Consider the following 23,367-nt stretch of genomic DNA (forward strand, 5'->3'; position numbering starts at 1 on the left):
ATCAAGGATGTGCAACCATTATGATACAAATCGAAGAAACGGTCTTTGCCCGTAAACGCTGGATAGAAAGTAAGATGCTCGCTTATGGATTTCATAAAACAAATGAAACGTATATACTTGAAAAACCATTTCTTGACGGGAATTTCAAAGCCATCCTTTCCGTTACCTCAAAAGGGCTGGTTACGGGTAAGGTCATGGACCGGATGACCCAGGATGAATATTATCAGTTGCGTCAGGAAACCTCCGATGGCGCCTATGTCCATACGGTCCGTTCTGCTTATCTGTCCCTGCTTAAAGAAATTGCCACTTCCTGCTGCGGCGATGTCCTATTTGCCTCAACTCAGGCAAACCGGCTGACCCAGGCCATTTTGGACAACTTTCAGGTCAGGCCGGATTTTCCCTGGAATCATTCCGCACGATATCAGTCGTACGGAGCCTTTCGTCATTCTTCCAACCGGAAATGGTTCGCCCTCATCATGAATGTAAAAAGAGGTGTGCTGGATAAAGACGGCAATTCCGGTCAAGTTGATATCATCAACGTAAAAATCAGACCTGAACAAGCAGAACAGCTTCACCGCATCCCCGGCATCTACCCCGCTTATCATATGAACCACAAGACGTGGATTTCAGTGGTGCTGGATGAAACCTTACCGGATGAAAGAATCTTGGAGTTCATTGACACAAGCTATCAGTTAACGATTCACTAAAGAGGAATACAAGTACTAATTGTACAATTATTACGTCTTGCACTTCCTTTATTATGAAATCACCAAAGCTGTGATATACCAGTCATCACATTTTTCCACCCTATCGAATAGCAGATTCTGTTATAAAACCAACATACTTGTCTCCCCGGCCATGATATACTGATTCCAGAAAGACAAAGAAACCAATAAAAAACGCCTATGATGACTGTATCATGAATAGGCAACAGAAAGGGGCAGACCTCATGAAAAATATAGAATGGAAAGATAAAGTAGCAAGTTTTAAAAAAATTGATGTGCGCGGCATTGCCGGTAATTTCCTTGATGGGCTGAAAAAACAGGCGGCAAAGCTCCCCGTCGGCGAAGGGATAGAAGTCATTCAAAGTTTTGAACCCATTCCCCTCTATGAAATCATGGAAATGCTGGGATATGTTCACTATACAGAAAAAACAGCGGAACATGAGTATCACGCTTATTTCTATCGGACCGAGGAAAAAGGGAACGTAGAAGATGCGCCGGAACGGCCGGCAGTCATCGCCAATTATCCCATGATCGATGAAAAACTGGGCGAGCTGGCTGTAGAATTTTGGGATATGACCTGGAAAAGCGAAAAACGATATCTCGATTACAACATCCGGCTCCTGCTCTCTCTGGCCAATGCCGTCGGTGCCGGAAGGATGCGGCAGGCCATGCGGGAACTGCTGAAAGCCTATGCCAACGGGCTGGATTCCAGAGCCCTGGACGACGTGTTTGAACAACTGGCCTGGAATATGGGCATCGGCTTCTTCAGTTCGGAAATTGCTCCGTCTCCCCTGTTTCATGCGTATAAGCTGATTAAACAGATGGAAAAACAGGGAAAAGAGAGAGACGAAATCAACCAGATGCTAAGAGAAAAATTTTCAGATAAAAAAGGTGTATGCAAGTAACATGTACCCTCTTTACCGGATGTCCCGGTAAGGAGGGTATTTTCATGGGCTATACCTATGAATCGTGAATACAATGTCCCCTAATCCGACATCATAAAGAAAGAGTTCCCTATTTCACGATATGATTCTTCGACTTTATTGAGCGTTCCTCTTGTTTTTTGCCAAATTGGGGTCTGTAACAAAATGAGTTTTTGATATGCTCCCCCCTATGAGGGACAGTAAAAAAATAAAACTGTCATCATAGGGGAAGCATATCATTTAGCCCCATTCTTTTTACCTATCTTACTGTTTCTTGTGATTTCTGGATATGTGATCCATATACATCACGATAATCATTCTGAGCTTCATTGTCTTTATCATTAATACGGACGCGTTCTACCTTATGCCGGTCATTGTCCTTGCCGGAAATACGATCTACGCGGAAGCGGTCAATATTTTGCACTTTAACCAATTCAGGTCCAAACTCATCCACGGAGCGAGCCATATCACCATCAGAAGGTGCTCCATTCTGCAAAGCCCGATAAATGATCGCAGCATATTCATAACGGGTCATGGCCCGGTCACCCTTAAATTCTCCGTCCGGATATCCCTGTAAATAGCCTCTTTCGGCCAGTGTTTTCACGTACTGGTAAGCCCAGTGGTTTTCAGGTACATCGGGGAACATCATGCTATTGGCTGGATTGGGAACAGCTTTGACATTTTGCCCCGATTCATAAGCAGCCAGTTTTTTAGTGAGCACTTCTATTTGGGCTTTCATGGCCAGCATATCCCTGGCCATAGAAACACGGGAGCGGGAGACATGGCTCTTTTGACCAAATTTCCAGCTAATTCCTGCATTCACCATGTTTTCTCCTCCGCTGAAGGATCCACCTACGCTGAACATCGTATCCTCATTGGGCCGGTAAAATGCCCCGACAGCTACGGCATGGGCATCTTTATAATTACCGTAACCGACAGCGAAGTCCCATTTGTCATCAGGATCAAAATCCAACGGATGCAACCCTGACAGGGCAGCTGCGCCGGCACCGACACGGTTTACCTGATTTCCTAATTTACTGATTCGTGTTTCCGCCCGGTATAACTGACTCCCGTTTACGGCATCAGTACTGGTCGATGAAATATCTCCAGGAGCTACATGGGTGATCTTATTTCCGCCATTATTCAGCCCGTCTTTATTGAGGGTAATATCCTGACCGGCAGAACCATTCTGGATTGTCATCCCTCCCGTCGTTACGGTAGTGTCTCCCACGTTGACAGTACTGGCATTAACCGTCGTGATATTCCCCGTATCTGCTGTAACGGTCTTCGTCGTAACCGTATCCAGTCCTTTTAAATCTTTTGAAAGGCGCACTTTCAGGTTATCGCTGCCATCAGATACCACTCCGATATTGTCTTCCGTTGTCAGTCTGGAGGAATCCGTAATGCCCCCGACTACATTTACCTGACCATTGAGTTTTTTACTGATTACATTTCCTACATCGCCGCCATATTTCATACCATCATTCATCGTGGCAACCGTCTGGGTATTCCCATTGTGATCTTCATAGACAATCCGGTCGATACCGCCAGTACCATTGTAACCATCGGTGCCATCTACTCCATTCGCACCTTTGACAACATGGATGTCAGCAGAAGCACCGTCCTTGCCATTGATGCCAATATGACCATCCGTACCATTGGTTCCGTCTTTACCTACAGAAGAAATGGTAACCCCATCTTTGCCATCGGCACCTTTTACCCCCATAGCTCCATTGATGCCATCAGCGCCGTCTTTGCCCTGACCGCCCACGGTAACCGTATCTGCTTTCAGATTCTTATCCAGTCCGATAACCAGGTTTCCATCTGCATCCACTACAGTTTTGATGTTGGAAGCATCGTATTCCGTATCTGCTTTTGTGCCATTTCCTTTGATTGTCATGGTGCTGTTCAGTTTTTTAGCTACAGATCCTGTATTTCCAGCAAACTTCAGTCCATCATTGAGCGTGGCAACTTCATGGGCGACTTGTGCATCATCTTCGTAGACAATCCGGGTCATACCATCGGCACCATTAATACCATCCACGCCATCCTGGCCCTTGGCCGATTTCATGGTAAGTCCATCTTTTCCGTCTTTTCCATTCATTCCGATAGAGCCATCTTTCCCATTGATGGTAACAGCTGAGCCATCTTTGCCAGCCACACCGATGGAACCGTCTTTGCCATTTTCGCCCTTTTCACCCAGGTTGAGATTGTCATTGATATTAACCATGTACGGATTTTCTGCTTTACCAGTGCCAGTAACGGTAGTATTTTTTCCGTCTACTAATTTAGTGGCGTTCTTGGCAATTTCATCTTTCAGCTGGCTGACATTCACCGCATCCGTTCCAGCAGTACCGGCAGCCACATTGTGAATCTGATTGCCACCATTATCCAGCCCCTTTTCTGTCAAAGAAACTGCTGAAGTCCCGGCTGCAGGATTTTTCGGAGTAATCGTAATACCGCTGGCATCAATGACTGTCTTATTTCCGTCTTTATTCGTAATGGTCATGCCGCTTCCCTGGGTCACGGTCTGATTTCCGTCTGCGTCGGTGGTCGTCACACTGTTCACGTTTAAATCATCGTTCAGGACCACTTTCATCGTTCCGTTTTCCACTTTCGTAGAAATATTTTTGCCGTCCCCGGTAACTTCAATATCCTCTCCCAGAGACTTGTGGACGATATTCCCATCCTGATCCTTTAATCCGAACCCTTTTTCCGTTAAATCAGCAGATTGTTTCGTCAACTGACTTACGTTGACAGCATCTGTATCCACTGTACCAGCAGCCACATTAGTAATTTTCGTGCCGTTCGCATTGATTCCTTCCTTGGTCACAGAAGGTCCGCCAGTTATGGCCACTCCCTGATTGTTTATCGTTGTATCTCCGGCTTTTACCGTCTCAGCGTTTACCGTTTTTGATGTAATACTGTTCAGCCCAACCACATCTTTTGCCAGTTTCACGTTCATCGTATTATTGGCAGAATCAGCGACTACACCAATATTATTATCACTTAAATTGCTGCTGTCAGCACCGCCCAAAAGGGACATAGCCTGATCAGAACCGCGATGGAGTACATTGACATCTGCTTCCGAAGCAGTTCCAATAGTCGAATTATCACCGGCAAACCGCAGAGGCCGCGTCATGCTGTAAAGCTGGCTTCCGTTCACAGCATCCGTACTCTTTACACTGACCAGACCAGCCGCAACGTTCTGGATGCGCCGTTCTTTCCCCACGGATCCCACCGTTACAATACCAGCAGGCGTCCCCCCGGCATATTGATAGGTTCCGTTGCTGCTGTAAGCATCCTTTCCTTTCGTAGTAGCTCCCGATACAGTATAAGCAGAATTACTGCCAAGATAGACGGAATTCCCCAAAGTTGCTGTTACATGGCTGCCTAAAATCTGGGTATTGGACAAATCCGTATTCTGAGTCGTGGCATCAAGGGTATTCTGGCTGCCAAGGATTTGGATATCCGTCAAATCCTTGTTTTTCTGATTTTTGGCCCGGATGGTGTTTTTTGAACCGGTAATAACGATATCAGATACATTCCCTGCATCGCCTGCTGTACTTGTATCCGGATCCCCGGTAACCATATTCTGATTGCCCGTTACAAAAATATTTTCAAAGGTTTTCGGGTTGGCAGGATTATTGGAAAGGGATTCCATTTTCAGTACGTTTTGATTCCCAACAATGCGATTGCTGTCCCCTTCCATTCGGTTTTCATTCCCAAAGATCCCCGAATTCGAAGCACTTACATCAGCAGCTGTACCTGTTGCAGCCGTACTGTTCTGGCTGCCCAAAACATAGGTATTTGCTCCCGTAACCCGGTTTTTAGTGCCGATTGCCCCAGAAGAAACACCTTCTGCCTGTGCATTTGTCCCCACTGCGAGAGCATTTTCTGCCAGCGCCTGAGCCGTATCACCCATAGCGGAAGCACTTTTGCTGTTGCTCTTGGCATCGCTGCCGATGGCGATGGCTTTGTCATCAGAAACGCCAGCAGAATAGCCAATGGCCACAGCTTTATCTACGCTGCTTCCACCATTTTTTATAGAGGAAGTTGCCAAAGTCCCTATAGCCAGAGAATGATTTCCGGCAGCCTGAGCACCAGCCCCAATTGCCGTGTTATATTGATAACCGCTGATGGCTAAAGTCTGTTTCAGACTGCCCGGGTTATCCGGATCTTCATAGCCGGCTCCCACTGTGATACTGCCAAGGCTCTGCGCTTCAGTATTATTTCCCAGGGCAGCACTCCTGTCCCCTAAAGCTTTGGCACTTACGCCAGCTGCCATGGAATCCTCACCCGTAGCCAGATCGTTGTCATAGTTATTCAGATTGGTAGATTTTACAGAATAGTAATGGGTCTTTGCTGTATCCACAAGTTCATTGACCTGGGCTACATTGGCTGCATCGGTCCCCAGTGTCCCTGCAGCAACATTATGGATTTTTGTTCCTTTATTATCAGTATTACGAAGAGTAATGCTGTCTCCATCTCCGGAAGTGACCGTATCATAATATACTCCACTTGCCGTTGCCGAAGAAACATTGGCATTGACCTGGGCTACTGTAGCGTCGATTGATTTTTTGAGCTGTGCCACCGTAACGGCATCCTGATCCAGTGCCCCATCAGCAACATTGGTGATGCGGCGCAAAGCCGATGCATTGCCGACTGAAACAGCCGTTTTAGGGGCTGCCTGCCCCGTCAGATATCCGGTTCCACTGATCATAGAGGCATTCGCTACGGAATCATTGCCGATGGCAACATTCCCACCAGAAGCCTGTGCTCCCTGCCCTAAAGCCACACTGGCTGCATCTGCAGCCTGGGCGTTAAATCCAACTGCTGTAGATCCATTTCCGCTCGCCTGGGCCTGATAGCCTACGGCTACAGCGTCATCAGAAGCGTTTGTCTCACTGCCAAGGGCCGTAGACTGAATCCGTGATACAGCGGAATCGTTTTTATTGGCATGATAACCAATGGAGACATTTTTTCCTTCCGATGTGTTTCCGCCTGATCCGATATTTGTCCCAGCTTCAGAGCCAATGGCTACATTATGATCGCTTTTGACATCACTTCCCGCTTTATATCCAATTGCAATATTCTGTTGTCCGTCAATATTGTTGCCGGCACCGTCTCCAATGACTACATGGGATCCTTTTGCTCCTAATACGTCCCCTACCATACCTACCCCTGCGTCAGGACCAAGTATGACAGACCGGACGGCATTGGCACTGGCATCTTTACCTAAAACCACAGAAGCACTGCTACCAGCAGCGGCTCCGTTCCCAATAGCAACGGCATCGGTCCCACTAGCTTGTGCACTCTTACCCATAGCAAGGGCATCTGCTCCAGTCGCTGCAGCCTCTGTTCCAGCTGCCATGCTGTCTACACCGGAAGCAGCTGCACTTTTGCCAAAGGCCAAAGCACCTTCTGCACCGGCCTTTGCACTGTCTCCCACTGCCACGGCACTATGACTATTTTTCGTTACACCAGCGTTATTGCCCATCGCAATTGCATGATTCGAAGCAACCGTACTGGCCTCAGTTCCAATTGCCACGCTGCTGCTGTTGAGCTGGGCATTGGTCCCATCATTATAAACTGTCGCTCCATCACCTAGTGCAATAGAGGAATTTCCCCGGGCATTGGCCGCATCACCGATAGATATGCTGGATTTTCCTCCGCCTATGACCACAGTGGAACTGTCACCGTCAGCGGTCATACCATTAAAGGAGCCGCTGACAGCTTTCCGGCCAATGGAAATACTGTTTCCAGCCGAGGAAGCAGACCGGGCATCATCGCCCAGCGCAACCGAGCCTGTACCATTCGCTTTTGCGCTGACTCCAATGGCAACAGCATCTTTTCCCGCAGCCTCAGCGTCTTCTCCTGTAGAATTAGCACGGAAGTACTTCATTCCCGGTTTCGTTTTGTCTAGTCCCAATGCAGAGTTTACATTTTTTAGCTCTGTAATATCGGCCGTATTATTGTCGATTTTTCCGCTGTTAGTTGCAATTGCCTTTTTGTTCACTGCAATATCTGTTTTATTTTGCTGGATTTCATTGGAATTCTGGCTGATTCCGGCCTTATTGTTAGCTATTGCGGTACTGTTAGCGGTAATATTGTCAGTATTTCCACTAATCTTTGTAGTGTTTCCAGCAATATCATCCTGATTCTTCTGTACAACAGCCTTTACCGTATTCAATTCTGTAGTGGTCGCCACACCATCTGCCGATATAGTAATCGTATTGGTTCCATCATCTTTCGTTACCGTAATATTAGTTCCACCATTCAACAAGTCACCGTCATGGACACTCGCAGCCTGGACACTATAGGCACTCCCAAACATCAATAACGCGGTTAATACCGTTCTAGTAAATACCCCCCCCCCGATAACCGACAATCGTTCTCAATAACGATTTTGCAGATCCTTTCCCGCCATTTTTTGCCAGTTCTGAAACTACCTGGTATTGCCCTTTAGATCGATTGAATATAATCTTATAAATTCTATTCAATATAATCGCCTCCTTTTTAAATAAATATGCATTAATAAAGTAAATTTATTTTATTTTACTTTATTATCTCATACATATGTTTTGTTTCATTTTATCATTTATATTTCTATTTCACAACATATTTCCTCATATTTTCGTAAGACTAGGATAAGTTTATCATAACAATATGCTGATATTTTTCACGTTAAAACGGTACATTATGCACTATATATTCACTTATTTTGATTTTTAGTTGCAAAAATAAATCGAACTGTATTTGATACAAAATAGCAAAAAAAGAATATCAGCGCACCATCTATGCGCTGATATTCTTTAATATTTATATATTTTTAAATTCTTTTATATTCTTATGTTTTATGAATAAATATTCTGTTAAATATTATATTTCAATTAGTATCCCCAAAAAGAGATATTTTACAATATTTTGATGATGGGCACCCTTGCTCTTAGCTATGGCCTTTCCTCTACCAGACGGCCCAAGGACTTCCACCCATTAAAGTGCGCCCATTCCGGGCGTACCAAAAAAGCAGACCCTGAGGTCTACTTTCATCATAGTATTCTTATAAATTCTTTACAGGTTCCGAAAAAGTTCCAAATCATCGGGAATGTACAGATTCCCCTGGTAATATTGGTGTCCTTCATCATAGTAACGCTGGCGGCGATGGGTCAGGTCCTTGTCTTCCGTGTGGTACAGAATCAAGTTCTGTACCCCCATCCGGGCCGCCGTTTCACAGGCGTCTTTGACGGTGGAATGGTGCTTTTCATAGGGATGAAAGATATGCGCTTCAGCATCGAGGCAGAAGGCTTCGTGAAGGAGCCATTTGCTGTCCCGGACATAGCCTTCTTCCCAAGGCTGATACGGTTCATCACCACAGCAGGTCAGTTTACCATCAGAGAGCTGCAGGGAAAAGCCGAATTGCTTGGCCTTCGTCGAGCGGATATCGAAAAAGGTCACGTCGTGGCCAATAAGCTGTTGTGTCTCCCCATCGGATACCGTAACGAAATGCAGGCGGTCATCGAGGAAAGCACTGTCTTTCGAGGACAGCAGGGCGTTTCCCATCACGTGCAACAGGGAAACGACTTCCTCGTGACCGTAGATGATGGCTTCGCCATCGTAGGTCCCGCGCCGCCAGGACTGGCACATCATACGCATGAGCCAGAGGATCCCCAGAAGATGGTCCATGTGCTTGTGCGTGACAAAGACCGTCCGCATATCCCGCCAGCGCAAATGAGCCTTTTCCAGCTGCTGCAAGAGACCGTTCCCGCCGCCGCCATCGATGAGCAGGTATTGATCACCTTCATCGAGGACAAAACACGTATTATAACAATGAGTCACCGTCGCATTTCCCGTCCCTAAGATTGTCAGATTCATTATCAGCCCTCCCCGGTTATTTACTACCGTGCGTTTGCTTCGCCGCGAAAAATGGTGCCGCGGCTGGCATCTACAGTGACAATTTCACCGTTTTCCAGTGTGTCTGAGGCATGAGCTGCACCGACGACAGTCGGAATACCAAGGGTAATGGCGACGATAGCCGATTCGCTGGTGAGTCCGGCTTCTTCAGAGACGATGGCACTGGCCCGTTTCATATAGTCTGCAAAGTCAGCACAAGCCGAACGGAGGACGAGAATGCAGCCGTCGCTGAAGTTCTTTTCCAGGTCTTCTTTCGATTCAGCGATGCAGACTTTTCCAATAGCGGAATTGCGGCCGATACCGGTACCGCGGAGAAGGACGTCACCAACGACCTGTACGCGGATCATATTGGTCGAACCGGCTGTAGCAACGGGAACACCGGCTGTAAGAACGACAAGATCGCCGGCTTTGATGAGGTCGTTGTCGAGAGCTGCAAAGATGGCGTTATCGACGACAGCATCGGTATCGCTGGCTTCTTTTCCGATAACAGCCTGGACGCCCCAGTTGAGCTGCAATCGACGGACAATGGCTTCATGCGGCGATACGGCTATAAGGGAGCAGTCCGGACGGAATTTAGAAATCATCTGAGCTGTGCCGCCACGTTCGGTCGAGGCGATGATAGCGGCAGCGTGGAGGTCTTTGGCAATCTTGACGACAGCCTTGCCGATGGATTCAGTCGTTGACGTCGATTCGGAACTGGCGTCTTCATATGCTTTCGGCGTGAAGTTGCTTTCCGTAAAGACAGCGACGCGGGCCATGGTTTCAACAGCTTCTACCGGATAGAGACCGCCAGCCGTTTCACCGCTGAGCATGATGGCGTCCGTACCGTCGAAGATGGCATTGGCGACGTCGCTCGTTTCGGCACGGGTCGGACGCGGGTAATTGCACATAGATTCCAGCATCTGCGTAGCCGTAATGACCGGCTTGCCCGCAGTCTGGCATTTGTGGATGAGGACTTTCTGGAGCATCGGCACTTCTTCAGCAGGTACTTCGACGCCGAGGTCACCGCGGGCAACCATGATACCGTCGCTCATCTTGATGATGTCGTCGATGTTGTTGACAGCTGTCTGACATTCGATTTTAGAGACAATCTTCATATGACTGCCGTGTTTCTCCAAAATCTTGCGAATCGTCAGGACATCTTTGCCGCGCTGGATGAAGGAAGCTGCGATCCAGTCCATGTTCATACGGCAGCCGAATTCTATATCGTCGGCATCGCTTTCGGAAACAGCTGGCAAATTAATAGCAATGCCCGGTACGGCAACGCGTTTGCGATTACTCATCTTGCCGCTGTTGAGAATCTTCGTATGGATGTCTTCGCCTTCGACGCTGACAACTTCTAAGTTGACTAAACCGTCTGATAAGAGAATGTGGTCGCCGGCTTTGACGTCCCGCGGTAATTCTTTATAGTTCATGGAGGCAATGGTTTCATCGCCATCTACATCTCGGGCCGTCAAGATAAAGTCATTGCCGGCTTCCATCATGATCGAACCATTCTTAAATTTGCCCAGGCGGATTTCCGGGCCTTTCGTATCGAGGAGCAATGCAACCGGGATGCCTAGTTTCCGGGAGGCAGCGCGGACCATGTCGATGCGCTGTTTATGTTCTGCATGAGAACCATGGGAGAAATTAAAACGGGCAACGTTCATACCGGCTTGAATCATCTTTTCGATAATTTCCGGAGTATTGGAACTTGGGCCTAAGGTGCAGACAATCTTTGTTTTTTTCAGCATATATATTATATTCTCCTTGAATTTATACAATTAGGACATCTTAAGTCAGCCGACAGCACGGATAAGGTTAAAGACCTGCTGCGCTGTGTTGGTCATATTGCGCAGGGCCGTTTCCTTATTCATGGCTTCTTCCAGCGGCATGGCTTTATCGACGATAGAAAAGAAAGCATCGATACCCTGCCGGTTACATTCGACTGCATCAGCCGTCGTGCATCCTGCCAGAGCGATGACTTTGGCGCCGTACTGTTTGGCCAGTTTCGCTACGCCGATGGGGGCCTTACCCATGGCCGTCTGGGCATCGAGGCGTCCTTCGCCAGTGATGACATAATCGGCATCTTTGACAGCATCGGCCAGGCGGATGGAATCGAGGACAATCTGGATTCCTGAACGCAGACGTCCGTGCAGATACGCCAGGAAAGCAAAGCCCATGCCACCAGCCGCGCCGGCACCGGCGGTCTGGCTGAAATCATGGCCGGTATACATCTGGGTTACGGCGGCAAAGGACCGGCTGGCATCGTCCAGTACGTTGACATCCTGTGGCGACGCACCTTTCTGAGGCCCGAAGATATAGGCAGCGCCCCAATTCCCGAATAACGGATTGGTCACATCACAGGCAACGTCGAACGTGCAGTCTTTCAGTGCCGGCAGGACCCGGGAATCATCGACAGAGGCAATGCGCCCTACTTCCTGTCCGCCTGTGCCGACAGGCTGGCCCTGAGCATCGCGGAAAATATAACCGAGAGCCTGAAGCATACCGACGCCGCAGTCACTGGTCGAACTGCCTCCCAGTCCGATGATGAAATGGCGGATGCCCGTTTCTATAGCCTGCGCCATGACCTGACCGACACCATACGTCGTCGTGTGCAGGGGATTGCGCTGTGCAGACGGTACTAGGCCTAATCCGGCAGCCCCGGCCATTTCAATAACGGCCGTCTCCATGTCCGGCAGACAGCCATACGCACAGGACACGGCTTCCCCTAAAGGTCCCTGGACACCGGCATAGCGGAGCTGTCCGCCCAGTCCATCGACGAGGGCTTCAACGGTTCCTTCCCCACCGTCAGCCAGGGGCTTGACGATGACCTGGACGGGATAACCGCCATAAGCTTTGCGGATACCGGCTTCAATGGCCCGGCCAGCTTCAACAGAAGTCAGACTATTTTTCAAGGAATCAATGGCTACGACGACTTTCATGATACTCTCTCCTCTATGTGCGAACTCGTAAGACTGTATTTCTCTATGCCTACAGTGTAGCAAAAAGAGGATGATCTTCCTATGTTATAAAGCACAAAAATATATCATATTTTTGTGCTTAAAGCCATGGAAGGGTAGCAATGTAAAGCGTCACGGCATCGTGGAATACCCGCGGATTGAGCCCCGTCGCCTCACCAATCCGTTTCAGCCGGTATTGCAGAGTATTTTTATGGATACAGAGAATCCGCGCCGTCTCCTGTATGGATAAATTCTGTTGGTAATAGACCTGTAGCAGATGAATATCTCGTTCTGTCAAATGCTGACAAATGTCCTTCTGATAGCGGCGGCGTATCGGGCCATCCAGGCTTTGCAGCAAGAAAGCTAACTTCATCTCGTCGGCATGAACGCAGAAAATCTGTCGGTCCTCTGCCGACTGCAAGGCCATTTTGGCAAAACGGTACGATTCGTGGATACGGTGAAATGATTCTTCTGTCCCGATTCCTGCAAAAATGCCCGGGTAGAACCATTCTTTCCAGCGTGGCAGTTTCCGGTCCCAATCCGGATAGACCTTGCTGGGAATGAGCACGACAACGGTACTGGGATAAATATACGTGTATAAGGTCATCCCCAGGCTTTGGCAATCCTCTGCCATCTTCTGGCGGAAATCCCCGGCCCGGCGTGTACCTTCATGCCAGCGGAACACCACTGCGACATACTGGCTGCCCGCCAATGCCGGCTGGTCTTCAGCCAGCTGCTGCACCATGTCATCGTCATGATAAATCAGAGCCATGACCTGACGGCTGCGGTGTTCTTCTTCGCTGAACACCTCCTGGCTCAGCCGGTATTCCTTGAGAAATACCTCGCATATTTTCGTCAGCAAAAAACCATACTGGCCGACAACAGCCGGTTCCCCCGTAATCCCGACTACACCCAGTACCAGTCCATCCATGATGATCGGATAATTGACGCCCTTACTGACACCATCTGTCGGCCGGTCATCCTGTACGGTCTGGACCTGACCGGTCCGGGCGGCGGCGTGGCCGGCCTTGTGATACGTCCCAATGCGCTTGTCATCGGTACTGGCCATAATCTGCCCATGACAGTCAATAAAATTGACGTCCCAGCCGACGACTACCTTGGCTGAATCGACAATCTGCTGAGCTAATTCATCGGTAATGCGTACTTTCACACTGATACCTCTTTTCCTTCATGAAAAACATCTCACGACAAGGCCACATCCAGGGCCATCATCAGTGTGAATCCCAGGGCAAAGGACAGGACGCCCATATGGGAGTGTTCGCCAGCCGACATTTCCGGAATGAGTTCTTCGACGACGACGTAGCACATGGCCCCGGCGGCCAGACTGAGGAGATAAGGCAGGACCGGAACGACGAAGGCCGTCAGTGCGATGGTCAGGGCCGCTCCGATGGGTTCTACGATGCCCGATAAGACGCCTCCGAGAAAGGCTTTATGCCTGCCCACACCGGCGGCCTTGAGCGGCATGGAGATAATAGCCCCTTCGGGCAGGTTTTGCAAAGCGATGCCCAGCGACAAGGCCAATGCCCCGGCAGTACTGATACCCGTCTGACCGGCCAGGAGACCTGCATAGACGACACCGACGGCCATGCCCTCGGGGATATTGTGCAGCGCCACGGCCAAAACGAGCATCGTCGTCCGCTGCAAATGGCTGTGTGGCCCTTCAGCCTCCTCGCTGTACATGTGCAGATGCGGTACCAGCCGGTCCAGGGTCAGGAGCAGGAAGATGCCCAGCCAGAACCCGGCCACAGCCGGCACGAAAGCGAATTTCCCCAACGGCGCCGATTCTTCCATGGCCGGAATCAGGAGACTCCAGATTGAAGCAGCGATCATGACACCCGACGCAAAGCCCGTCAGCCCCCTTTGGACCTGGCGGTCCAATTCCTGCTTCATGGCATAGACGCAGGCCGCTCCCAAAGACGTTCCGACAAAGGGAATAAGAATCCCTATGACAGCATTTTCCATAACAACATCCCCTTTCGTATATATCATGATTTGATATTCACTATTGTTATAATCTCATTATATACAAAAAAGAACTGCCCCCGCAAGACAGCTCTTTTCATAGTTCATCAAAATAGTGTTATCGGATGATGGTAATCCGGTCGGTTGTCCTCTGGGGCGTCCGCTGGTAGGAAATGTCCGGGATTCCCAGCGCCATCAGGAAGCTCAGTTTGCATCCCTGGGGAATCTGGAACTGCGCTTCGATTTCAGGAAATGTCCGGGCCAGTGCTACGGCAATGCCGTCCCAGACCGTGCCCAGTCCCAGGCTGGTGGCATAGAGTTCCAGGTACGATAAGGCAATGACCGGATCGACGGTCTGGCAGACCGATGCCGCCGTTTTTGTATCGACAGAAGCGACAACTAAGGCCGGAGCTCCCCGGTACACCAGATCCTTCCCTGCCCGCTTGCTGGCTTCTGCCATTTCTTTTATGATAAAAAGAGGCGAATCGGCACGAACAGTATTCAGGCAATCGTATGTAATCTTCCGGATTTTATCCATTTTTTTGCGCGTCGCTACCAGAGAAAAGCGAACAGATGGCGCGTTGACCCCTGTCGGCGCATACGCCAGCATTTCCGTAAGTTTGTCCAGCTGTTCCTGTGACAAATCTTCTTTTTTATAAGCCCGGGTGCTACGCCGCGATTTTATCAGCTTCAGCAACTCTTCATGATTCCCATAGGATACAGTACCACATTGTTCCGGTTGCAGTCCGCCAAAGGACAGAGCTCCTTTCGGGCAGACGAGCATACAATGCTGGCAGGCCAGGCACCGCTGTTCGCCTCCGGGCAGATAGCGGGGAATCTTTTCTTCGTCAAATTCCAGACAAGCGGCTACGCAGTCCCGGATACACAAACCGCAATGAATACATTTTTCTTTTTCTACAGTAATCGTACGCTGAATCATGTATATTCTACTCCTCTCTTCTGTTAACAGCAGCAACCACTATCTCCGGCGTCATCTGCCACGGGAGTAACGCCAAAGGGACCGAAATGGACGGACCGGTCACCGTAGACGGTAAAGGCCGGAGCGTACCGCGTTTCCGAAAGCATGGAGGCCAGATTGCCACTGACCAGCATGGGCTTTCCCGTCACGAAGTGGTTATTCATATCGAAATCAAAGGCGTGGGGATGACCGGGGATCGTACCGCGGTACACCGCTGCCTGACCATAATCCTCGCAGGCATCTTCCAAATCAGTCAGTTTGAATACCCGAACCGTCCGTTCCGAAAAATGGGCAAAGCCGACTTTTTCTTCAATCGCTTCATTCCCCAGGTCAAAATTGCGGATAGACATGTAGACGAAATCCATGAATCCCGCTTTATTCAGCATGCGTCGGAAATCCTCAAAATACATGGCACCGCTGATGCATTCACCGTGCAGTACCGGGTCGGCATAGAGTTCATCGGGAATGCGGCGGTCTGTAAAGACATCGGAAAAGTACAGTTCACCACCCGGTTTGAGGACACGCCAGATTTCGTTAAATATCTGTTGCTTGTACGGTGACAGATTGATGACACAGTTGGAAATGACCACATCGATGGAATTATCAGCAATTCCCAGAGATTTCAAATCTTCAATGTAGCCTTTTTTAAATTCCACATTCGAGGCCCTGTACCCAAAGCGCTTGTACTGCTCTTCTTCATGGCGCAGGGCAATATCGAGCTGTTCCTGGGTCATATCGACGCCGATGACATGGCCTTTTTCGCCGACCAGTTTGCTGGCTACGTAAACGTCGCGGCCAGTGCCGCATCCCAGATCCAGTACGGTCATGCCCTTCAGCAGGGGAGGAATCGGTGACCCACAGCCATAATAGTGAGTCACGATTTCATCATCAATGAGGCTGAGCGCTTCCCGCACTTCTTTGGGCAGTCCCGTGGAAGAACAGCAGCAGGCTTTCGTTTTGAGGTCTTTCGTTCCATCCAGCACCTTACCATAATATTCTTTGACTTGTTCTACGATTTCATTCACAGTATATTCCTCCTATCAGCATTCATCACAAGGTGTCTGCCCTTCCCGCTTTTCCCGTTGGACGAGTTCCTGAAAAAACGAAGCCAGACAACGGATACATTCTTCATCGAGAGCATAATAATGCCAGCGGCCTTGTTTGCGGTCCCGGACTAGATGACAGTCACAGAGGACATGCATATGATGGGACAGCGTCGGCTGGGTAATAGCGAAACGTTCCAGAATGCGGCAGGCACACTGTTCTCCACCGGCCAGCATGGCAATAATCTGCAGCCGGACAGGACTGCTGAGAGCTTTGTTGATGTTAGCAATCTCCATTATATCCATAAAACCGCCTCCGTTACATAGATATTTATCTATGTAACGGATTATATCATTTATATAGATAACCGTCAATATTTGATGATACCATATGGGTTATACCGAAACAGGGACGTGAGCACCGTTCACTCACGTCCCTGTTTCATTCTAACTACCGCCACATCTTCATTCGGGAATAGAAAACGCCCCTACGCTGAAATGAAGGATATACTCTTCGGCTCCAGCTACGGGCATCCAGTACACGTATGCTTTGCCAACCGGACCATCATATACGACACAGACCGTCCGTTTTTCATCTACTGCCCGGTTGCAGAGACAGCCTTTATGCCGCTGCGGATCACCCATACTGCTGCATTTTATCTGATCATTCATGCCCAATGAAGCCGTTTTGGGATTGACAGCATAAATCTGTCTGTTTTTCTTAATCAGCATTACCGGTTCAGGAAAATTATCCTACATTCTGTGAAAAGATTCTATGATTGCCTGTTTATCCATCTTTTTATCCCCCTCAGATTACTTCTACGATATCGCTTGCAGATTATGCTTTTTCCTGAAAAGCGCTCTTAGGCTGGCCGCAAATCGGGCAGACATAATCATCGCCTTCCGCGTTGATATCCCCTTCGTATTCATAACCGCATACCGGACAGACGTATACTTTCTTGGCTTTGACAGGCTGATTTTCCTGCGGATACCGGGCAAGGATTTCTGCCATCATGACGCCGTGGTGGCCTTCCTGTTTGGCAAACACTTCCATTTCATCAGCCGCTTCGTCAAAGCCGGCAGCACGGACCTTATCGGCCATGGCCTTGACCTGTGCTTCGCCGCCGGTTTCCGCCTTCTGCAATCCCCGGACGAGACCCCAGAAATTCTGCGGATATTTTCCATTGATAGTTGCATAGAAGCCAGCGTGGACGGCTTCCTGATTGGCAGCTTCGATAAAAATATCTACCAGATCATCATCCCCCTGTTCTTTCGCCATACGGGCCAGTGCATAATACATCATCGTGCCGTTAGCTTCAGCCTGCATCATCGCTTTCATCATCGATTCCAGTTCCGTACCTTTTGTCTGTCCATAAATGCTCATTGTCGTATCCTCCTGATTGTTCTTAATCTAATTTTATTTTGCAAAATTAAATTGACTATAAAATCAAAGTCCCAAAAGTTCATCCAGTTTGGCTTTGTCAAACCCCATCACATACGCCTTGTCATCGGCAGTGACAACGGGTACCATCAAATCGCCTGACAGCTTATAGCAGGCATCGCGGTCATCATCGTTCAATTCAATATTGTGTTCTTCAAAATCAACCTTTCTGCTCTTTAAATACTTCTTGGTCTTTTCACACCATGGGCACTCATTGATAGAATATACTTTTACCATATCGCGTCCTCCTGATTCATCCCTGTATTTGTACTTACCTCGCTTACATGTCTTATTATACACAAAAATTATATTTTGTCAAATTTAATTTTTCAAAATATAATTTGTTTTCATATAATTTATTTGTTATAATAGATATAAATGAATGTATAATACGGAGGAATTTCTTATGACAGAATCTATAAAATGTAATCCCTTATTACTGAGCAATCAGCTTTGCTTTCCTTTATATGCCAGCGCCCGCAAAATCGTAGCGGCCTACCATCCATTTCTAAAAGAAATCGGCCTGACGTACGCCCAGTATGTCACCATGATGGTTCTCTGGGAAGAAAAATCTATTACCATGCACGATCTGGGTAAACGGCTTTACCTGGATTCAGGCACACTGACCCCAGTCCTGAAGAAATTAGAAGGCATGGGCTATCTGACACGGTCCCGCAAACCGGAAGATGAACGCGTCGTCGTCGTGGAAATCACGAAAGAAGGCATAGAACTACGCGAAAAAGCAGAAAAGGTTCCCTATGCGATGGGCTGCCTCATAAACCGCAAAGGCGAACTCTTTACACCGGAAGAAGTTACAGACCTGAAAAAACAACTCTACCGGATTCTTCATGCTTTGGAATAACGGGTGCACCGTCCATTGCCAATATAAAGTATAGGAAGGGAAAATAATTTTGAAATATATCCTTGACAAGTGCTTTCAAATTCAGTAAAATTAAAAGGTCAGCGGGACGTGGCGCAGCTTGGTAGCGCGCTTCCTTGGGGTGGAAGAGGTCGCGAGTTCAAATCTCGCCGTTCCGACCAATGATTTATAGAAATCTCCAGACTTTCAGGTCTGGAGATTTTTTTGTTTTTTTACAAGAATATTCCCTGTCATGCCAGGCCGACCTGACAGATACAGTCCAAAGGGATTTTCTGCCCGTCCCTGGTAATCAGACACCGTTTGATACGGTCCAGTTTCTTGCACTGAACGATGGCCGTACGCCATATACCGCCGTGTTTTCGTAAATCCTCTTGAAAATACGTGATGCGCAGGCAGGAATGTTCTAATCCCCGTCTGCATAAACTCTGCCAGATTTGGTCCAGTTCCTGCCGCTGTTCTTCAGAGAATTCCGGTTTATCTTCCGTATATCGCGATGCCTCCGCTACTGCCTCTTCATACCCTTCCAATGCAGAAAAGGGAACAAACTGGGCTGCCCGCGCCTGTCGGGACATGTGGCGATGACAGCGCACCCCCTCATATGGGTAGCTCCATAATTCGTCTTCTTCGCTCACGCGCGATGCCCTCCTATCTGTTCATTCCGGTCTCTTGTCGTCGCTCCTTCTTCCAGATTCCGTCCTTTGATGATGGCATTTTTCCCAAATCGTTTCTGGATATGCAAAATCGCATGCTGCTGCCGCCGTTCCCGCTCCGATTCTTCTCTGGTCATCCCCGATGGACTATCAAACAGCGTATCCATTTCATACAACACACCCCGTTCATCCCTGACATGTTCAGCCGTCAAACAAACGCGTCGGACCCATAATCGAGGTTCGATAATCCGGTCATACAAACGTACGGCTCCTTCAGTAATCAGTCTGGTCGAAGTGGTTTGTACTCCCAGATGTATCGTACCATGGGCATGTTTGGGTGCAGCTCTTCCATAGGAATCATGGACAATATCCCCCGTATAGGCCCTATCCTGTTTTAGGCTGATCCGGTCATAGCCAATAGTCAGGACCAGCATCTCTGTCACCAGCCCCTTGTCTACCAATTCCAGCGACAGGGCTTCGGCCATTTCCCAAACAATAAGGCGGGCTTTCTCCGTATCATACGGATGATGCAGTACCTGTCCCGAACCCACACTATGTTTCTGGGGACGCCATCGTTTGATGTCCTCTATCGTACAAGGCTCGTATCCCCAACTGTGATCAATGAGAAGCTCTGCCTGAATGCCAAACAGTTTATAAAGAAATGCTTCCTCTTTCCGGGAAATCCGGGCAATGTCTTTCATCGTATATAGTCCGTTTTCTTCCAGCTTCTGCGCAATTCCCCGGCCGATACGCCAGAAATCTGTCAGCGGCCGGTGCTGCCACAAAAGCTGCCGGTATGAAATTTCATCGAGACTGGCAATGCGCATTCCATGGGAATCACCGGGCAGATGCTTAGCCATGATATCCATCGCCACCTTAGCCAGGTAGAGATTGGTCCCGATTCCTACCGTCGCCGTAATTCCCGTCTCCTGCAGTACATCCTGTACCATGCGTTCTGCCAGCTCCCGGGCCGTCATGCCATACAGCCCCAGATACGCCGTCACATCCATGAATACTTCGTCAATAGAATATACATGGATATCTTCCGGTGCCACATAGCGAAGATACATACCATAAATTTTCGTACTGTACTGCAAATATAACGCCATCCGCGGCCGGGCAACCTGGTATACCAGTCCTACATCGGAATGGGTCCGCACATCCCGGTCATCATACGATACCGTCGTAAACTCTCTTCCCAGCTTTACCTTTCGCCGGGCATTGATGTCCTGAACAGCCCGTATGACCTCAAAGAGCCGTGGCCTGCCGGGAACGCCCCAGCTCTTCAAAGCCGGCGACACGGCAAGACAAATTGTCTTATCCGTACGGCTCTGATCCGCTACCACCAGATATGTCGTCAATGGATCCAGCCCTCTCTCCCGGCATTCAACAGAGGCATAAAAAGATTTTAAGTCTATGGCAACATAGATCCGTCCCATTGTTTCGCCCCCTTGTGTAAGAACATTTGTTCTGTTTTATTATATCATATGCGAACAAACGTTTCAATATACCTATGAACGTCCCGTTTAACTCTAAAGAAAAAACCGCAGCGTGAAACAAAATTGCTTCACATTGCGGTTTTCCTTAGTGGTATAATGTGTAGTTTATAGTAATACAGATTACTGTATTCTATCATGAGGAACTTATGATTCTGCTGGTTTGGGTTCCTCTTTTTTCAAGGGAATTTGTGGACAACCATATTTTTTTGCCCACCAGCTGGTGATAAAGGGAATGCAAATAGCCGTAAGTACAGTCGATGCAGCTACCTGCGTCGTTGCAATGGCTACATAAGGGGCCCAGGTCGGGTCAACAGCTGCTACCATAGCAGGAACGGCAATAGCATTGCCTGCCGTCGTCGTAACAGCCCAGCCAGCATACCCGGGACGACGGTTGATCATGCGGTCGCAGAAGACGACGAACGGGCCGCTGATGCAGATGGTAATGATACCGAGAAGAATACCAGATGCACCGCCTGTTACGATAGCCGAGATATTGATACCGGCACCGAGGCAGATACCGACGAAAGGAATCAGCATAGTAACGCCAGGAGCCAGGAATTCGGTCATCTTCTTATCGAGGTTGCCAAGGATCATACCGAAGATGATAGGTCCTAAAACAGCAATCAGAGCGATAAACGGAACGTTGGCCATGCCAGAAGCGCCGAGAGCTACCAGCGTCAGGAACGGGCCGTCATTGATAGACAGAAGGCTCATAGAGGTCTGGTCTACTTCATCACCATAGGTGCACATGAGAGCCAGATAGAGGGAACCATTACTGTTTGTAACGGCACTGATGATAGCCAGTGTCGTCAGACCGAGGATACCATCCATACCAAATACTTTACCAACAAAAATGCCAATGGCAGCACCAATGAGGAATTTAGAAATCAATAACGTCCCGCCACGGCGCACAACGGCAAATAATTCGGTGACACGGAGCTGGGCACCCATGCAGACCAGCTGGGCACCGATGATGCCAGCCGTACCAGCTGTGGTAAATACGGCCTGGGTAAAGCCGCCGATTTTAAATAAATCCGGGAAAAAAGTATTAATAAAAGCCGAAATCAGCATGGGAACAACCATCATGCCGGCAGGCACTTTATTTAAGAAATCCTTAATCATAGCTATTCTCCTCTAATGAATTCATCATATCCAGTATGAAGGGCCTGTTGGACAGGCCCTTCTCTACTTCATTCTGCCTGATTTGATAGTGATATCAGACGTAGTTGCAGACACGGGCAATAGCCATTTCCGTATAGCCCAGAGATTCTGCTTTAGACTGCTTGCCGTTGACGACTTCCATGGTCATAGCCAGGAGTTCATCACCCTGTTCACCCATGGTCTTTTTGCCATAGATAACCGGGCTGGCATCGTAGTCGATATTGTCTTCCATATTCTGGAATGTAATTTTGTTACCCGTGATTTTGATGACCGGTACGATCGGATTGCCTGTCGGTGTGCCACGGCCCGTAGAGAATACGCATACCTGGCAGCCGCCTGCTACCATGCCGGCTACAGAAGACGGGTCGTTCCCCGGAGTATCCATGATGACCAGGCCTGTCGTATCGACCTGTTTGCCGTAGTCATATACAGCCTGAATCGTGCGATGGCCACCTTTATGGATGCATCCCAGCGATTTTTCTTCCAGCGTCGTCAGACCACCGGCTTTATTACCCGGGCTCGGATTGCCTTCGCGGACTTCTTCGCCGACGAGCTGCAGGGCATGTTCATAACGGTGTACGATACCGAGGATCTGTTCTTTTACTTTTTCATCTTTACCACGGCGGGCGAGGATGTGTTCTGCACCGATGAATTCCGTCGTTTCGCTCAGGATAGACGTAGCACCGAGGTCAACGAGACGGTCGCTCAGTTCGCCGATAGTCGGATTGGCAGCCAGGCCCGATGTCGGGTCGGAACCGCCGCATTCGGTACCGACGATGAGTTTGCTCATGTCGCATTCTTCACGGCGCAGCATGCTGGCTTCCTGTACCATTTCCTTGGCATAGCGGACCGCTTTGTCGATAGCTTTCAGCGTACCGCCTTCTTCCTGGATAATGACCTGTTTGAGCGGCTTGTTCGTCCGTTCCTGGATAGCTTTGACTACCAGGTCCATCTGACAGTTTTCGCAGCCCAGAGAAACGACGACCGTACCATAGACGTTCGGGTTGGCAGCATAGCCGGCTTCTACGTCCATCGTAAACTGCTGATCAGGCGGTACCTGGGAACAGCCGTTCTGATTGTTGAAGGTAACGGCGCCATTAACCTGGGAAGCGATAATCCGGGTCGTATCAGAAGCACAGACACTGGCCGGCAGAATTAATACATAGTTACGGATACCTACGCGTCCATCCGGACGTTTATAACCCCAAAATTTCATTATGATTTCCT

Annotated in this window: 20 protein-coding genes and 1 tRNA gene; 4 read left to right on the top strand and 17 right to left on the bottom strand. The window is 48.8% G+C overall.

Translation table 11 applies throughout. The features are described 5' to 3' along the window. The first annotated feature begins 20 nt into the window (after positions 1–20). Entirely contained in the window at positions 21–707 is a 687-nt protein-coding gene (locus ACGTIC_RS11410) for an MmcQ/YjbR family DNA-binding protein (protein WP_113855594.1), read from the top strand. A 242-nt stretch (positions 708–949) separates the two neighbouring features. Beyond that, the gene (locus ACGTIC_RS11415) at positions 950–1,630 is read left to right on the top strand and encodes a DUF2249 domain-containing protein (protein WP_059075463.1); all 681 of its coding nucleotides are present in this window, start codon (positions 950–952) and stop codon (positions 1,628–1,630) included. 277 nt (positions 1,631–1,907) lie between these two features. On the opposite strand, the gene ACGTIC_RS11420 is transcribed toward ACGTIC_RS11415, so the two are convergent. The 13 genes from ACGTIC_RS11420 to ACGTIC_RS11480 all read right to left on the bottom strand — a co-directional run bounded on the left by ACGTIC_RS11420 (position 1,908) and on the right by ACGTIC_RS11480 (position 18,187). Next, entirely contained in the window at positions 1,908–7,931 is a 6,024-nt protein-coding gene (locus tag ACGTIC_RS11420) for a YadA-like family protein (protein ID WP_257536655.1), read from the bottom strand. 76 nt (positions 7,932–8,007) lie between these two features. Then, positions 8,008–8,151, bottom strand: coding sequence for an ESPR domain-containing protein (locus ACGTIC_RS11425; RefSeq protein ID WP_206085064.1), 144 nt, complete (start codon positions 8,149–8,151; stop codon positions 8,008–8,010). 571 nt (positions 8,152–8,722) lie between these two features. Beyond that, entirely contained in the window at positions 8,723–9,523 is an 801-nt protein-coding gene (locus tag ACGTIC_RS11430; RefSeq protein ID WP_113855593.1) for an MBL fold metallo-hydrolase, read from the bottom strand. A 23-nt stretch (positions 9,524–9,546) separates the two neighbouring features. Next, on the bottom strand, positions 9,547–11,295 hold the full coding sequence (gene pyk / locus ACGTIC_RS11435) for a pyruvate kinase (protein ID WP_113855592.1): 1,749 nt from the start codon (positions 11,293–11,295) through the stop codon (positions 9,547–9,549). Between the two features lie 45 nt (positions 11,296–11,340). Beyond that, entirely contained in the window at positions 11,341–12,486 is a 1,146-nt protein-coding gene (locus ACGTIC_RS11440) for a glycerate kinase (RefSeq protein ID WP_113855591.1), read from the bottom strand. 118 nt (positions 12,487–12,604) lie between these two features. Further along, the gene (locus tag ACGTIC_RS11445; protein ID WP_113855590.1) at positions 12,605–13,675 is read right to left on the bottom strand and encodes a sugar diacid recognition domain-containing protein; all 1,071 of its coding nucleotides are present in this window, start codon (positions 13,673–13,675) and stop codon (positions 12,605–12,607) included. A gap of 32 nt (positions 13,676–13,707) precedes the next feature. Beyond that, positions 13,708–14,487: a ZIP family metal transporter gene (locus ACGTIC_RS11450; protein ID WP_113855589.1), complete on the bottom strand. Its 780-nt coding sequence runs from the start codon at positions 14,485–14,487 to the stop codon at positions 13,708–13,710. A gap of 118 nt (positions 14,488–14,605) precedes the next feature. Beyond that, a complete protein-coding gene (locus ACGTIC_RS11455; RefSeq protein WP_113855588.1) occupies positions 14,606–15,427 on the bottom strand; it encodes a nitroreductase family protein in 822 nt (273 codons plus the stop codon). 23 nt (positions 15,428–15,450) lie between these two features. Further along, complete coding sequence (locus tag ACGTIC_RS11460) at positions 15,451–16,491, bottom strand: methyltransferase domain-containing protein (protein ID WP_113855587.1); 1,041 nt, start codon at positions 16,489–16,491, stop codon at positions 15,451–15,453. A gap of 15 nt (positions 16,492–16,506) precedes the next feature. After that, the gene (locus ACGTIC_RS11465; protein WP_113855586.1) at positions 16,507–16,815 is read right to left on the bottom strand and encodes a helix-turn-helix transcriptional regulator; all 309 of its coding nucleotides are present in this window, start codon (positions 16,813–16,815) and stop codon (positions 16,507–16,509) included. A 159-nt stretch (positions 16,816–16,974) separates the two neighbouring features. Beyond that, entirely contained in the window at positions 16,975–17,241 is a 267-nt protein-coding gene (locus ACGTIC_RS11470) for a hypothetical protein (protein ID WP_257536653.1), read from the bottom strand. 106 nt (positions 17,242–17,347) lie between these two features. After that, entirely contained in the window at positions 17,348–17,893 is a 546-nt protein-coding gene (locus ACGTIC_RS11475) for a rubredoxin-like domain-containing protein (protein ID WP_113855585.1), read from the bottom strand. A gap of 63 nt (positions 17,894–17,956) precedes the next feature. Continuing rightward, entirely contained in the window at positions 17,957–18,187 is a 231-nt protein-coding gene (locus tag ACGTIC_RS11480; protein WP_113855584.1) for a glutaredoxin domain-containing protein, read from the bottom strand. 169 nt (positions 18,188–18,356) lie between these two features. Between ACGTIC_RS11480 and ACGTIC_RS11485 the strand changes: the two genes are divergently transcribed. Both ACGTIC_RS11485 and ACGTIC_RS11490 read left to right on the top strand, forming a co-directional pair. After that, complete coding sequence (locus tag ACGTIC_RS11485) at positions 18,357–18,812, top strand: MarR family winged helix-turn-helix transcriptional regulator (RefSeq protein WP_113855583.1); 456 nt, start codon at positions 18,357–18,359, stop codon at positions 18,810–18,812. A gap of 102 nt (positions 18,813–18,914) precedes the next feature. Further along, positions 18,915–18,991, top strand: a tRNA-Pro gene (locus tag ACGTIC_RS11490). 69 nt (positions 18,992–19,060) lie between these two features. On the opposite strand, the gene ACGTIC_RS11495 is transcribed toward ACGTIC_RS11490, so the two are convergent. The 4 genes from ACGTIC_RS11495 to ACGTIC_RS11510 form a co-directional block, all read right to left on the bottom strand. Next, entirely contained in the window at positions 19,061–19,462 is a 402-nt protein-coding gene (locus tag ACGTIC_RS11495) for a hypothetical protein (protein WP_113855582.1), read from the bottom strand. Beyond that, on the bottom strand, positions 19,459–20,919 hold the full coding sequence (locus ACGTIC_RS11500) for a DNA methylase (RefSeq protein ID WP_113855581.1): 1,461 nt from the start codon (positions 20,917–20,919) through the stop codon (positions 19,459–19,461). The genes ACGTIC_RS11495 and ACGTIC_RS11500 overlap by 4 nt, the downstream gene beginning before the upstream one ends. A 204-nt stretch (positions 20,920–21,123) precedes the next feature. Further along, on the bottom strand, positions 21,124–22,101 hold the full coding sequence (locus ACGTIC_RS11505) for a 2-keto-3-deoxygluconate permease (RefSeq protein ID WP_059075474.1): 978 nt from the start codon (positions 22,099–22,101) through the stop codon (positions 21,124–21,126). A 94-nt stretch (positions 22,102–22,195) separates the two neighbouring features. After that, positions 22,196–23,356 (bottom strand): UxaA family hydrolase, encoded by a 1,161-nt coding sequence (locus tag ACGTIC_RS11510; RefSeq protein WP_059075475.1) that lies wholly within the window; start codon positions 23,354–23,356, stop codon positions 22,196–22,198. Positions 23,357–23,367: the final 11 nt, after the last annotated feature.

This window comes from Megasphaera hexanoica (assembly GCF_043520715.1).
Taxonomy (GTDB): Bacteria; Bacillota; Negativicutes; order Veillonellales; family Megasphaeraceae; genus Megasphaera; species Megasphaera hexanoica.

Excerpts from the sequence above, each read along its gene's own strand:
- ACGTIC_RS11450 (WP_113855589.1), bottom strand. The coding sequence starts at position 14,487 with ATGGAAAATGCTGTCATAGGGATTCTTATTCCCTTTGTCGGAACGTCT.
- ACGTIC_RS11470 (WP_257536653.1), bottom strand. The coding sequence starts at position 17,241 with ATGCTGATTAAGAAAAACAGACAGATTTATGCTGTCAATCCCAAAACG.
- ACGTIC_RS11485 (WP_113855583.1), top strand. The coding sequence starts at position 18,357 with ATGACAGAATCTATAAAATGTAATCCCTTATTACTGAGCAATCAGCTT.
- ACGTIC_RS11410 (WP_113855594.1), top strand. The coding sequence starts at position 21 with ATGATACAAATCGAAGAAACGGTCTTTGCCCGTAAACGCTGGATAGAA.
- ACGTIC_RS11480 (WP_113855584.1), bottom strand. The coding sequence starts at position 18,187 with ATGGTAAAAGTATATTCTATCAATGAGTGCCCATGGTGTGAAAAGACC.
- ACGTIC_RS11465 (WP_113855586.1), bottom strand. The coding sequence starts at position 16,815 with ATGGATATAATGGAGATTGCTAACATCAACAAAGCTCTCAGCAGTCCT.
- ACGTIC_RS11430 (WP_113855593.1), bottom strand. The coding sequence starts at position 9,523 with ATGAATCTGACAATCTTAGGGACGGGAAATGCGACGGTGACTCATTGT.
- ACGTIC_RS11475 (WP_113855585.1), bottom strand. The coding sequence starts at position 17,893 with ATGAGCATTTATGGACAGACAAAAGGTACGGAACTGGAATCGATGATG.
- ACGTIC_RS11455 (WP_113855588.1), bottom strand. The coding sequence starts at position 15,427 with ATGATTCAGCGTACGATTACTGTAGAAAAAGAAAAATGTATTCATTGC.
- pyk (WP_113855592.1), bottom strand. The coding sequence starts at position 11,295 with ATGCTGAAAAAAACAAAGATTGTCTGCACCTTAGGCCCAAGTTCCAAT.
- ACGTIC_RS11500 (WP_113855581.1), bottom strand. The coding sequence starts at position 20,919 with ATGGGACGGATCTATGTTGCCATAGACTTAAAATCTTTTTATGCCTCT.
- ACGTIC_RS11510 (WP_059075475.1), bottom strand. The coding sequence starts at position 23,356 with ATGAAATTTTGGGGTTATAAACGTCCGGATGGACGCGTAGGTATCCGT.
- ACGTIC_RS11505 (WP_059075474.1), bottom strand. The coding sequence starts at position 22,101 with ATGATTAAGGATTTCTTAAATAAAGTGCCTGCCGGCATGATGGTTGTT.
- ACGTIC_RS11440 (WP_113855591.1), bottom strand. The coding sequence starts at position 12,486 with ATGAAAGTCGTCGTAGCCATTGATTCCTTGAAAAATAGTCTGACTTCT.
- ACGTIC_RS11415 (WP_059075463.1), top strand. The coding sequence starts at position 950 with ATGAAAAATATAGAATGGAAAGATAAAGTAGCAAGTTTTAAAAAAATT.